The 12,817-nt window shown below is 32.7% G+C and carries 12 protein-coding genes; 3 read left to right on the plus strand and 9 right to left on the minus strand.

The window, feature by feature from the left end; genetic code table 11:
* Positions 1-134: 134 nt before the first annotated feature.
* The 7 genes from ACAM30_RS09200 to ACAM30_RS09230 all read right to left on the minus strand — a co-directional run bounded on the left by ACAM30_RS09200 (position 135) and on the right by ACAM30_RS09230 (position 7,039).
* The gene (locus tag ACAM30_RS09200; protein WP_026109777.1) at positions 135-500 is read right to left on the minus strand and encodes an NADH-quinone oxidoreductase subunit A; all 366 of its coding nucleotides are present in this window, start codon (positions 498-500) and stop codon (positions 135-137) included.
* 241 nt (positions 501-741) lie between these two features.
* Positions 742-936, minus strand: coding sequence for a cold-shock protein (locus ACAM30_RS09205; protein ID WP_007137066.1), 195 nt, complete (start codon positions 934-936; stop codon positions 742-744).
* 459 nt (positions 937-1,395) lie between these two features.
* Positions 1,396-2,682, minus strand: coding sequence for an HlyD family secretion protein (locus tag ACAM30_RS09210; protein ID WP_369618216.1), 1,287 nt, complete (start codon positions 2,680-2,682; stop codon positions 1,396-1,398).
* Between the two features lies 1 nt (position 2,683).
* Positions 2,684-4,876, minus strand: coding sequence for a peptidase domain-containing ABC transporter (locus ACAM30_RS09215; protein WP_369618217.1), 2,193 nt, complete (start codon positions 4,874-4,876; stop codon positions 2,684-2,686).
* Entirely contained in the window at positions 4,873-5,676 is an 804-nt protein-coding gene (locus ACAM30_RS09220; protein WP_369618218.1) for a tetratricopeptide repeat protein, read from the minus strand. Before ACAM30_RS09220 ends, ACAM30_RS09215 begins: the two co-directional genes overlap by 4 nt.
* 6 nt (positions 5,677-5,682) lie before the next feature.
* On the minus strand, positions 5,683-6,798 hold the full coding sequence (locus tag ACAM30_RS09225; RefSeq protein WP_369618219.1) for a hypothetical protein: 1,116 nt from the start codon (positions 6,796-6,798) through the stop codon (positions 5,683-5,685).
* Positions 6,799-6,871: 73 nt separating this feature from the next.
* A complete protein-coding gene (locus ACAM30_RS09230; protein ID WP_369618220.1) occupies positions 6,872-7,039 on the minus strand; it encodes a hypothetical protein in 168 nt (55 codons plus the stop codon).
* Between the two features lie 208 nt (positions 7,040-7,247).
* On the opposite strand from ACAM30_RS09230, the gene ACAM30_RS09235 reads away from it, so the two are divergent.
* A complete protein-coding gene (locus ACAM30_RS09235; RefSeq protein WP_369618221.1) occupies positions 7,248-7,568 on the plus strand; it encodes a helix-turn-helix domain-containing protein in 321 nt (106 codons plus the stop codon).
* A 50-nt stretch (positions 7,569-7,618) separates the two neighbouring features.
* On the opposite strand, the gene aspS is transcribed toward ACAM30_RS09235, so the two are convergent.
* Complete coding sequence (gene aspS / locus ACAM30_RS09240; protein WP_369618222.1) at positions 7,619-9,370, minus strand: aspartate--tRNA ligase; 1,752 nt, start codon at positions 9,368-9,370, stop codon at positions 7,619-7,621.
* Positions 9,371-9,527: 157 nt separating this feature from the next.
* Here aspS and ACAM30_RS09245 point away from each other — a divergent pair, with 157 nt between their 5' ends.
* Both ACAM30_RS09245 and ACAM30_RS09250 read left to right on the plus strand, forming a co-directional pair.
* Positions 9,528-10,523 (plus strand): TlpA family protein disulfide reductase, encoded by a 996-nt coding sequence (locus ACAM30_RS09245; protein WP_369618223.1) that lies wholly within the window; start codon positions 9,528-9,530, stop codon positions 10,521-10,523.
* Between the two features lie 210 nt (positions 10,524-10,733).
* On the plus strand, positions 10,734-11,081 hold the full coding sequence (locus tag ACAM30_RS09250) for a toxin-antitoxin system YwqK family antitoxin (protein ID WP_369618224.1): 348 nt from the start codon (positions 10,734-10,736) through the stop codon (positions 11,079-11,081).
* A gap of 580 nt (positions 11,082-11,661) precedes the next feature.
* Here the strand turns inward: ACAM30_RS09250 and ACAM30_RS09255 are convergent.
* Positions 11,662-12,813, minus strand: coding sequence for a PepSY-associated TM helix domain-containing protein (locus ACAM30_RS09255; protein ID WP_369618225.1), 1,152 nt, complete (start codon positions 12,811-12,813; stop codon positions 11,662-11,664).
* Positions 12,814-12,817: the final 4 nt, after the last annotated feature.

Here is a 12,817-nt window from a genome sequence, read left to right on the forward strand (position 1 = left end):
ATTTTAGATTTTGCAATCAGGACAATCGAAATCAGTATTTTAAAAATCAATATTATATTTGGAGAAATTTATCTTTCAAATCTAAAATTCCAGATCAACAATCTAAAATCTGAGATCTGAAATCTAAAATTTCATTACTCCCAGTCTAAAGCTTTCTTTTTGATGATGTAAAAGAAACCCACTAAAAGAAGCGACATGAAAACAATCATTTTAAGCATTCCTTCTACGCCTAATTCTTTAAAGTTTACTGCCCAAGGGTAAAGGAAGATTACCTCTACGTCAAACAGTACAAATAAAATGGCTACAAGGAAATATTTTACAGAAAAAGGAATGCGTGCGTTTCCAACAGATTCGATACCACATTCGAAGTTTTTATCTTTTACTTCAGAACTTCTTTTTGGACCTAATTTTCCGGAAATAACGATGGTTCCTGCGACAAAACCCACAGCCAAAATGAACTGCATTAAAATAGGAATGTAACTGTATTGATCAGATTGCATAAACTTAGCTTTTTTACTTAAAGAATAAGCCACAAAGATAACTTTCAACTGTGTAAATCACAAGCTAAAAAATGATTTAAGTGTACTCTGAAACGGGGTTAATGGCTAATTTTTATTGATTATAAATAACAGCCAAGAATTTTAGTATTTTTTTAAGATTTGAGCAAAAAAAAACGTCCCGATACTTCGGGACGTTTTGAAAACCATTCAGAGGCAAAAAAAATAAATTGCTATATTTTTCTTAGATTACTGCTACTTTAGCAGCAACTTTCCCTTTTCTTCCTTCTTCTTCTTCGTAGCTTACACGGTCTCCTTCGCGTAATTCTTCCGCGTTAATTCCTGAAGCGTGAACGAAGATGTCTTTTCCTGTTTCTTCGTCTGTAATGAATCCATAACCTTTAGACTCATTGAAAAATTTTACTGTACCTGTACGCATTGTAATTGTAATAATAATTTATAATAAAGCAAATGTAACATATAAATTCATACAAAAGACATATACCTGTTAAATTTTTGTAAAAATTATTGATTAACAGTCTTTTCGCTATTTATATTGCATCAAATTTGGTAGGACTGTACTTTATTTGAGAATCATTAATTATTATAATTAAATGTTAAAAAAGTAGCTTATGTTTTACAAAAAATTTGTATATTAAGCGGGGTCTGCTTTTTTAAAGCTTATTTTTGTGGGAAAAAGCCTGTATTTACTAGGGGTTTCTTTTGTGTTTTAAGATTTTATTAACACGAAAAAAGGGTAAAATGGTGACAAAATGCATAAAAAAAAACGACAACTGAAACTGTTTGTATCTCTTTGTTAAGAAATCACCAGAATTTAAATTGCGTCAATTTTAATTAATAATTTCTTTTATCGGCTTTTATAAGACAGATTGTTGATTTACTTTACGAATACAGATTTAAATTGATACAGTAATCTTTCTATAAGCCGCAAATCTTCCGTTATGATATCTGCAGTTCCCTGCATTTCCTGCTGAAAAGGGATGTTTTTCTTGTATGAAGTTTCTAGTCCTCTAGGTAAATTAACATCTATTAAGATATTTCCTTCTTTGTCAGGAGTTAAAGATTTTTTTATGATGATTCCTTTAATAATACCGAATTCTTTTTGAGGATAGTTTAGTAGTTTTATGTTTACTTTTTGACCTGGTTTTATCTTTCCTGAGTTTAAAACAGGTGCTTTTAGTTTTCCAATGTAACCGTTTTGATCTTTTGGAATAATTGAAAACAGGATTTGTCCGGCTTCAACAGGTTGATTTCTGGACCATAGTTGTAGAAAATTAATGATGCCGTTAGTTGCGGAACTTAAAAGATATTTTAATTCCCATTCTTTAACGGCATTTTTTAGTTGATAGAAAGCTTGTATTTTATTTCGATTAACATTACTATCTTCTTTACGTTCATTGATTTGCGTTGTTTTGTTATTTTTGTTTAATTCGTTTAATGAGGATTTTAATTGCGAAATGGTACTTAGCAAAGTTTTATAGCCTTTTTGGGCCTGTAAATAAAGCAATCGCTGTTTCTCTACTTCTTGCGTCGAATAGATTCCCTTTTTAAATAAAAGTTCGTAGCGGTTTAAATCATTCGTTTGTATGGTGAGTTCACTTTCATTAATTTCTTTTTGAGATTCCAGTAAATGTAAACGTTCTTTTAGTTGAATGCTTTCATAGTTTTGTGCATCTCCTTCTACTTTATAGGGACGGAGTTCTGTATTGAGTTGATCTGCTGTGTTTTCTTTTTGAAAATTTGTAAAAGCACTTTCAATATCTCCTAACTGTGAATATTTCAGTTTTTCAAAAGGAAATTCAGTCTTTTTTATGTTTATAGTGTTCAGGATATTTTTTAAAGCAAAGACATCTTTATAATTGGCTGAATTTTCAAAAACAGCAATTGGAGTATTTAATTTTACCTCTGATCTATCTTTTACTAATATTGCTTCAATTTTACCGGATAGTTTTGCTTGTATCTTTTGTGGAGGAATATTTGTTGTTATTATGATCTGTGAAGTTATAATATCGGGATATTTAATGAACCACGAGATTAGCAATAAAATAATAATAAATATAAATAAGATACTGTTTCCCCATTTTTGTATACTTTTAGGAGGGTCTGATAATATATCATGTACTTCTTCACTATAGATTTTTAGTCCATCTTTTATCTCTTCCATGTTAGTTGCCAAGTTCTAATTGATTTTTAATCAGTTCGTAGTATGTACCTTTTAATCTAGTTAGGTCTTTATGATTTCCCTGCTCTACAATTTCGCCATTTTCTAAAACAATAATATTGTCGGCATTTTTTACGGTGCTTAATCGATGAGCTACAATTATTGCAGTTTTGCCATGTATAAATTTATTAAGGTTCTCCATGATGCTTTTTTCATTATTTGCATCAAGTGCACTTGTTGCTTCGTCAAAAAATAGATATAAAGGATTTTTATAAACTGCTCTTGCAATCATGATTCTTTGTTCTTGTCCGCCACTGAGGCGTATTCCTGAAGTCCCTAATTCAGTGTTGTATTTGTTAGGTAATCTTTCAATGAAATCTTCGATGTTAGCGATCAATGCCGCATTGTTCAACTTTTCTCTGTTTATTATTTCATTTTGTTCCGATTCAGAAATGTTGCCGCCAATTGTATCATTAAAAATAAAGGTATCCTGCATGACTGCTCCGCAATTCAGTCGCCAGGATTCAGTATTTATATCATTTAGGTTTGCAGATCCCAAATTAATGCTGCCTTTTGTGGGTTCATAGAATTTTAAAAGTAATTTCATTAAAGTTGTCTTGCCGCTTCCACTGGCGCCAACAATAGCTGTTGTTTTGCTTTCAGGAATCGTACAAGTGATATTTTTTAAAATGAAAGGAGATGATTTTCCGCCATAACGATAAGAAAGGTCTTTGATAATAATAGATTTGTCTTTAGGTAGTTCTTTGCTTTTATTAACCGAAATATCGTCTTCATCCTCTCGCAGGTGCACTTGAGACAATCGTTCTAAGCTTATTTTAGCATCTTGCCAGGATTGTATAAATAAGACGAAATTTCCTAATGGCATGTTGAGCTGCCCTACAATAAACTGTATAGAAGTCATCATTCCTAATGTTAAAGTGCCATCAACTACAGCTTTGGCAGAGAGGAAGGTGATAATGATATTCTTCAATTCATTTATAAAGTTGGCTCCAATGGTTTGATATTGGGATAGTTTCAATGTGCTTAATGAAGTTTTAAAAAGACTAATTTGATTGAATTCCCATTTCCATCTGTTTTTTCGTTGAGAATTATTTACTTTAATTTCTTTGACTCCGTTTATTATTTGAATTAAAGAAGTTTGGCTCTGCGATAGTTGATCAAACCTTTTGAAATCTAATTCAGCTCTTTTTTTTAAGAAGAAAAAAGTCCAGCATACATATAAAATTGCAGAAGATATAAAGACTAAGAATATTGTTAAATTATAATACGCTAGTATGCCATTGAACAAGATGAATGTTATGATTGAAAACAGCATGTTTAAGCTGGAAGAAGAAATGAAGTTTTGAATACGTGTATGATCTGTAATTCGTTGCAGGTGTTCTCCTGAATTTCTGGTTTCAAAATAATTAACAGGCAGCTTAAGCATTTTATATAAAAAATCTGAAATCATTTTAATATTAAACCTACTCGTTATATGAATTAGAATCCACTCCCGGAAAACGCTAACCAGTGTTTGTGAAAGTATTAGAACAAATTGTGAGATTAGAATTAAGTAAATAAAAGGTATGTCTTGATTGTTTACACCCACATCAACTACAGATTGCATTAAAAATGGCAGAATCAGTTGAATAACAGTCGCAACCAGTAAGCCAATAAGTATTTGATTAATTAGTTTTTTGTAAGGTTTGAAATAAGGGTATAAGAATGAAAAGCCTGTGTTTTGATCTTTGGCTTGTTGTTGTTTCTGAAATTTAGCATTTGGTTCCAGAATTAGGACAAAACCTGTTTCATCTGTTGTGTTTGTCCAGGCTGTTTTAAAATCATTATGATCGTATGTAAGAATGCCTTGCGCCGGATCGGCTATATAAATTTTTGTTTTTGACGTTTTGTAAACAACTACAAAGTGTTTCTGTCGCCAGGGAACAATAAAAGGAGGTGGAGCCTCATTAAGCAAACTTTCGAAAGAAATCCTCATACCCAGAGTTCGCATTTCTATAGCTTCGGCTGCCTCGGCAATTCCTGCCATGGTTACGCCAATTCTTGTGATGTTGGCTTTATCTCTTAGAAATTCTCTTGAGAAATTTTTTCCATAATATTTAGCGATCATTCTGAGACAGGTTGGTCCGCAATCTTTATTGTCCAGCTGCCTGAAAAATGGAAAGCTTTTTCTAATCATTTCCATTTTTTTTGATATGGATATATCTCATAAATAGTGTTGTCTTCAGTTATGGTGTTTCCATTTTTTGCATCTATTTTAGCTTCTTCCACCAATAATTTGACGTCTTCTAATTTTATTCCGGTCTTCAATAAACAAATCGCTTTATAATACTTTGCATCTGAAAAAGCTGGGTATATTTTTAAAGCTTTGTTAAATTCGATAATTGCCTCGTTCCATTTTTTTTGCTCATATTTTGAGATTCCATAGTAGAATAGTGCTGTAGGGTGTTCTAAACCTTGCCTGTTTTTATAAATATCGTCAATGTATTCTTTGAAAATTCCCTCAGCTTTTTTAAATTCATTTAACTGCAAATAGCATAAACCAATATAAAAATTGTATGTATGATCCATTCTATATCCATTTCCGTATTTTTTTATACAATCTTCAAAATCTATAATTGCCTCTTTGTATGTTTTGGCAAAAATGCATTTAATAAAGGCGCGATATGGTAGCCATTCGTGAGGATTATATTGGACGGCTTTGTTCAAGTATTGCATTCCGATTTCATATTTTTTTACCTTAAAATAAGGCATTGCTTTTTGTTGCCATAAATAAGCAATGGTACTATCTTTTTTTAATCCGTCATCTAAGCAGTTCTGCCATTCAGCCATTTCATATAAAAAATTATATTTTTCAGCACAATTATTTACATATTCTGTAATAATTTCATCTTGTTTTTTTTTTGATTCTGTATTTGTTTGTGAGTAAAACAATTGTGTGAATGGAAATATAATCAGTAAGAGTATAGTTTTCTTCAAAATTATCTAATGATTTAGTTTGTTAAAATGCTCAAATGTAAAATTATAAGGTTGATTACTATAATTAAAAGTACTTATTGTAGGAAGCCAGTTTTCAGAAAAAATCAAAAGATTTTCTTTAATAAACAAATAAAACTTTATGCCATCTGAATTTAGGACATTTTCAATTCCTTTAAAAAAGACATTTATTTGTTCAAATCTTTCTAGGTCAATATTACATTTATTTAAGTAAAAACCAATCCGAGCAATCGATTCCTTCTTTTGTTTATTGTTGAATACTTTGTTTTTTAGGCAATTATCTAAACACAGTATAGTAGTATAGTAAGTATATAATGCATGTAGAAGAGTGTTTATGGTTCTGTGATCTTTTTGGTTTGTAATTTCCTCTACCTTATGTTCTTCATTTATTTTGAAGATTTTTTTCTTATCAAAAAATAATGTTGTTAAGATAATATGACCCGCTTGATGGGCTATATCATCTACAAAAAAGACTTCGTCATAATCATCTTGATAAACATTTATAAAAGCAATTCCATGTGCTTTTATTGTAGCAAATGAATTTGTATTGGCTGGATTTGTTTTAAAAAGAACAATTTTTTTACAACATTGATTTATTAGGCCAAAGTATTTGGGAGAATTTTCTTTTATTAAGTTAATAGCATTGGTTAAATACGAAATGTTTTTTTGAAACAAAGAATTAGTAACGATTATTTCTTTTCTGTTAATAATTTGATTTTGTTTATTTCTGAATATATTGTTGTGAAAATAGATTGGATATTTCAGAATTTCAATACTTGTATTTTCTATTATATGTATTTGTTCAAATAGTTCAGGATTATCTTCTGTAAAATATCCTAAGTATGGGAGATAAGCAATGTTATTTAGATAATGTGAAGAATTAATTTGAAGATTTTGATTTTTTAAGAAATAACCCTGCATAAATTCAGTTAATAATTCAGACGACCATTTTTCTTCGGTTTTGTAGTTAAAAAAAGTAAATAGCAAAGGCTCTAAGAATGCATCTTTATGGTTAAAATCTATTTCTTTTAATAGTAAAGGGGCTTCTTTTAATAGTAGAAGTTTAATTGTTTCTTTTATTTTGTCTTGATTAATAAGATTCATTATTCGAGTTTGTTACACGACTCGTGTTTTTGATTAATCCCCTCCATTGATTAATTTGGAGGGGTTTTTTAAATTAACAAATTGTACAATCCTCTTTTTTAGGCGGTTGTTTGGCATCAATATCTAAGATTCCAGTTAAGTGACAGTCTCCATTTGTTCCCCCATTAATTGCATTTAATAACTCGTCTGAAGCCATAGCTTCTGCTCTTTCTTTTAGAGCATCTAATGTTAATTTACTCATTGTGTTAGTTTTTAAATTGATTAATACTAATACTATTTATTTTTAATTTACTCCTATTAGATACAATTCAAAGTAGGAATATATTTACTTTTTAAAAGTATGTATAAATCTCTTGATTATACTTATTGCATTCAGAATAAAATATTCGAATTTGAAATATTTTTATAAGAATTTTCTTTTATATTTATAATTGCTTAACTTTTGAATTATGGGCGTAGGAGAAAATATAAGAAAGTATCGAAGAGAAAAAGATCTTAAGGCAGAAGAGGTTTCCGAGAAAATAGGAATTAGTCAGTCTACTTATTCAAAAATTGAGAATAACAGGTGTAAAATTGATGTTGAAATTTTGAAGAATATAGCGGCTGTTCTTGAAGTTGATGTTACACAACTAATGGGAAACGAGGTGAGAAATACAAAATTTGAGGATTCGGATAAATTAATAAAATCTCTGGAAAATCAGATAGAGCTATTGAAAGAACAAAATCACATATTAAAGCAAGAAAATATAGTACTTAAAAGTAGAAAATAAAAAAGCAGCTGAAATCTCAGCTGCCTTGTTTAATCAATTTATTTAAAGATTTAGATTGAATCAATTTTGATATGCAATTCTTTCAATTGTGCTTCATCAATAGCAGCAGGAGCATCGATCATCACATCACGCCCCGTATTGTTTTTTGGGAATGCGATGAAGTCTCTGATGGTTTCCTGACCTCCTAAAATGGCTACCAAACGGTCTAATCCAAAAGCTAAACCTCCGTGTGGCGGTGCTCCAAACTGGAAAGCGTCCATTAAGAAACCAAACTGTGCTTTAGCTTCCTCTTCGGTAAAGCCTAAATATTTGAACATTAATTGCTGTGTTGTTTTATCGTGAATACGGATAGAACCTCCACCAATTTCATTTCCGTTTAATACCATATCGTAAGCGTTTGCGCGAACTTTTCCAGGTTCGGTTTCCAGCAATTGCATGTCTTCCGGTTTTGGAGAGGTAAACGGGTGGTGCATGGCATGGTAACGCCCTGATTCTTCGTCTAATTCCAATAACGGGAAGTCAATTACCCATAACGGTGCAAATACTTCCGGATTACGCAAGCCTAAACGGGTCGCAAGTTCCATACGAAGTGCTGAAAGCTGTGCACGGGTTTTATTTGCAGGTCCTGAAAGTACAAAAATCATATCTCCCGGTTTTGCTCCTGTAATTTTTGCCCATTGTCCTAAATCTTCCTGATCGTAGAATTTATCTACAGAAGATTTGTAAGTTCCGTCGTCGTTACATTTTGCATACACCATCCCTGATGCTCCAACCTGAGGGCGTTTTACCCAGTCAATTAAAGCGTCGATTTCCTTACGGGTATAGTTTCCTGCTCCGGGAACGGCAATACCAACTACTAATTCCGCAGCATTAAATACCGGAAATTCTTTGTGCTGTGCAAATTCGTTCAATTCACCAAATTCCATTCCGAAACGAATGTCCGGTTTGTCGTTTCCGTATGTTTTCATAGCATAGTCGTAGGTAATTCTTGGGAATTTATCTACTTCAATACCTTTAATTTCTTTTAATAAATGTCTGGTTAGTCCTTCGAAAACATTTAAGATATCTTCTTGTTCCACAAAGGCCATTTCGCAGTCAATTTGAGTAAACTCAGGCTGACGGTCAGCACGTAAATCCTCGTCACGGAAACATTTTACGATTTGAAAATATTTATCCATTCCACCCACCATCAATAATTGTTTGAAGGTTTGCGGCGATTGTGGCAAAGCATAGAATTGTCCTTCGTTCATACGGCTTGGTACAACGAAATCTCTAGCTCCTTCCGGAGTTGATTTGATTAAGTAAGGAGTTTCTACTTCACAGAAATCTAAGTCCGATAAATATTTACGAACTTCCATGGCTACTTTATGACGGAATAATAAACTGTTTTTTACAGGATTTCTTCTAATGTCTAAGTAACGGTATTTCATTCGGATGTCTTCACCACCATCAGTTTCGTCTTCAATCGTAAACGGAGGTGTTAAGGCTGCATTTAGAATGGTTAGTTCGGATACTAAAATTTCGATTTCACCGGTTGGGATATTTTTGTTTTTGGCTTCACGCTCAATTACGGTTCCTTTTACCTGAATTACAAATTCTCTTCCCAGTGTTTTGGCAAGTTCGAAAACCGCTTTATCTGTACGGCTTTCGTCAAAAATAAGTTGTGTAATTCCGTAACGGTCACGTAAATCAACCCAATTCATAAATCCTTTATCGCGTGATTTTTGAACCCAACCCGCTAGTGTAACTTCCGTGTTAATATTTGAGGCGTTTAACTCGCCACAATTATGACTTCTATACATGATCAAAATTTTAGACTGCAAAAGTAAACACAAAATTCAAATTAATATAGTAAAGTGATGACTTGATGCTTAGAAATTTGAAATATTTTGTTAATTCTTAAATTTCGAGAGTCTAATTTCGTTAGATTTGGATTACAAAATCTAAATTCCAATTTATATGAACAAATTTTTAATAACCGGTTTGTTGATCTGCAGTACCCTGGGTGTGATCGGTCAGACCAAGAGTCCTGTTAAATTCACCGCTAAGATTACGAACAGAAACAGTGACACTTTAGTAATTAAGGGAAAAAATAATTTTAGAAAGGTGATTCCAATTGATAAAAAAGGAACTTTTGTAGCTTCTTTTGATGCTCCAAAGGGTTTTTATATGTTTTCGGATGGTACTGAAGGTTCTAATTTATACTTAAAACCTAATTCGGATATTAATCTGACGATGGATGCTAAAGAGTTTGATGAAACCATTGTGTATAAAGGTAAAGGGATTGACGAAAGCAACTTTCTGGCTCAGCAGGCTTTAAAAGATGAAAAGTTCCAAGGAGAAGCTTTTAGTAAGGAAGCAGTAGAGTTTGCGTCGCTATTGGAGGCAAAACTGAATACTGATTTGGCTAATTTAGAGAAAGGTAATTTCGATGCTGAATTTAAAACGGCTTTGAAAAAGAATTTTGAAAGCTTTAATCATTATGCTAAAGAGGAATATGAAAGAGCTGTTCAAACTAATAAGATGATAGGAACCTTATCGCCTGATTTTGATTATGAAAATCATAAAGGAGGAAAGACTAAGCTTTCTGATTTAAAAGGGAAGTACGTTTATATTGATCTTTGGGCGACCTGGTGCGCACCTTGTAGAGCTGAGATTCCTTATTTGCAAAAACTGGAAGAAAAGTATCATGGAAAAAATATTGAGTTTGTGAGTGTGTCCGTTGATAAAGCAAAGGATAACGAAAAATGGAAGAAGTTTGTAACGGATAAGAAATTGGGCGGAATTCAATTGTTTGCGGATAAAGACTGGGAATCTGAGTTTGTAGTTAGTTACGGGGTTACCGGAATTCCGAGATTTATTATTGTGGATCCAAATGGTAAAGTAGTAAGCAGCGATGCTGAAAGACCTTCATCTCCAGAGCTTCAGACGAAATTAGATGCGTTATTGAAGTAATTTGTAATTTAAAATTACAAGTTTATAGAAATTTTATATTTTTTAGGAAATAGCAGTAAAACCAAGGCCTGAGCTTTGCTTTTTTTGTTTTTGGGAAATTTCCAATGTTAAGTTTTTATTCAATGTTACCAAATTGTTAAGTGAAAGTTTTTTTAATGTAAACAATTGACTATATTTGATAAAGATTTGATAACATTAATACCTAAAGATATGAAAAAGTGTGTAATTTTAGTTGCAATATTGTTCTCTGGAATTTTAGTTGCACAAGAGATAAAACCGGAATTGGAAGCTGTTGGAAATAGAGTAAAAGCTACATATTATTATGAAAATGGTACTATTCAACAAGAAGGTTTCTTTAAAGACGGTAAGTTAGACGGAGTTTGGGTATCGTATGATACAAAAGGAAACAAGATGGCTGTTGGAGAGTATACAGAAGGAGTAAAAACCGGAAAATGGATTTTCTTCAATGATAAAAATCTTTGCGAAGTGGCGTATGAAAACAGCAAAGTAACATCTGTTAAGAATCTACAGAAAAATGCTTTAGCAAATAGAAATTAAAAAGAGATTTTAAATACAAAAGAACCGTCTTGTTAAAAAACGAGACGGTTTTTTTATGTCTTTGTATTTCGGTATTTTAGTTTTTTCGGATCAGGTGCAAAAGTTGGGAGTATTGCTCTGAAAGAGCTTAAGCAATAGAATGGTGCGCAGCACTATGAGTAATGATAGCGAATATCGGTTACGCCCTGAAAGGGCAGAAGCTTACACGCAAAAAGTTGATTTTATACTATTTTGAATTCTATTTTATAAAAGAGCGGTTTGGTCTTTATTGAAAATTGTAAGGTAAAAGTTTGCTTTTGCCCTTTCAGGGCAATTCTACACCTTAGTCTAATTTATAGTGCTGCGCACGATGTTGTTGCTTTTCAGGCTTTCAGCCTTTTTTTTCGACTTTTGTTCTTGATCCTTTTTTTACGCAGATTGCTTCGCCAATTCGCTTTCGCTCGGGTTAGCAGATTGTGCTGATTTTTTTGATTTGTATACGGTAAAACAATTTGAATGGATCTGTTAAATCTGCGGGAGCTTTTAAAAAAACCTTGTGAACAAGTAAGTCACTAAAAAGAGGTAAGTTCTTTTTTAGACTTTATTTTTTTTTAGATTTTTTGTTTCGTCCGTACCAAATTATAAAACCGGTTACAGGAAGTGCGGCTGCAATTAAGCTTACGATAAAGGCAATAATTTTTCCGGGCAGGTTTAAGATTTGTCCGGTATGAATTCCGTAATTCATTTCGACAACCTGTAAGCCCAGAGTTTTCTTTTGGAACGGTTCGCTTTGAATCAGTTTTCCGGTGTTGGGGTGGAAATAATAGTTGCTTTGATGGTCGTATCGCAAAGCATGCGGATAAGCTCCTGTGTCGATAATATTACCTTTTTTTTGTGGAAATGTTGCAAAAAACATTTCGGCATCGGGTTGAAGCTGTGCGGTTGTTGTAAAAGCACGATCAACAGCGGTAACGGAGTTGTTGTTGAATTGGGTCGTATCGATGACTGGTACTTTTATTTCCTGCGTTTTATCTCCTCCAAAATTGAACGCACTATAAATTCCGTCACCCACCCATTCGTAAGTAAAAGTTAAACCGGTTATGGCTATAATTACGGCTATTATCGAAATATAAAACCCGGAAGTATTGTGCCAGTCGTAATTGACGCGTCTCCACTTGGCCGACCATTTTACAGTAAAGCTTCGTTTGAGATCACTTTTTCGTTTGGGCCACCATTGAATGATTCCTGAGATTACTAATAGAATGAAGATGATGGTTGCGCTTCCAATGATATGTTTCCCGATATAATCCGGTAAAAGTAAATACAAATGAATGCGTTCGACAATGATGAAAAAGTCGGTATCAGGATCTTCGGTTTTCAGGTATTTTCCTGTGTAGGGATTGAAGTAGAGGTATCGATTTTCGGTATCAGCATAGGTGAAAACGATTGCCGAACGATTTTTTCCGTAGTACGAAACCATACTCGAGTTGTAATCTGGAAGAATTTCTTTGGCTTTTTCCTTTAATACGGAAGGCAGAACAAAAGGTTTGTTCTGAGGTTCAACGATGCGCCATTCTTTGCGTGTGATGTCTTTTATTTCATCATGGAAACAAAAAATACAGCCTGTAATGCTGATAATAAAAACAATAAGCCCGGAAATTAATCCGAGCCATTTGTGTAGAAATCGTATTTGTGTTTTGAATCCCATTTTGTCGTAAAACGCAAAATTATACGCAAAATCAATGGGGAGCAAGTAA

Origin of the sequence: Flavobacterium sp. CFS9 (assembly GCF_041154745.1) — a bacterium.
In the GTDB taxonomy this organism is placed as follows: domain Bacteria; phylum Bacteroidota; class Bacteroidia; order Flavobacteriales; family Flavobacteriaceae; genus Flavobacterium.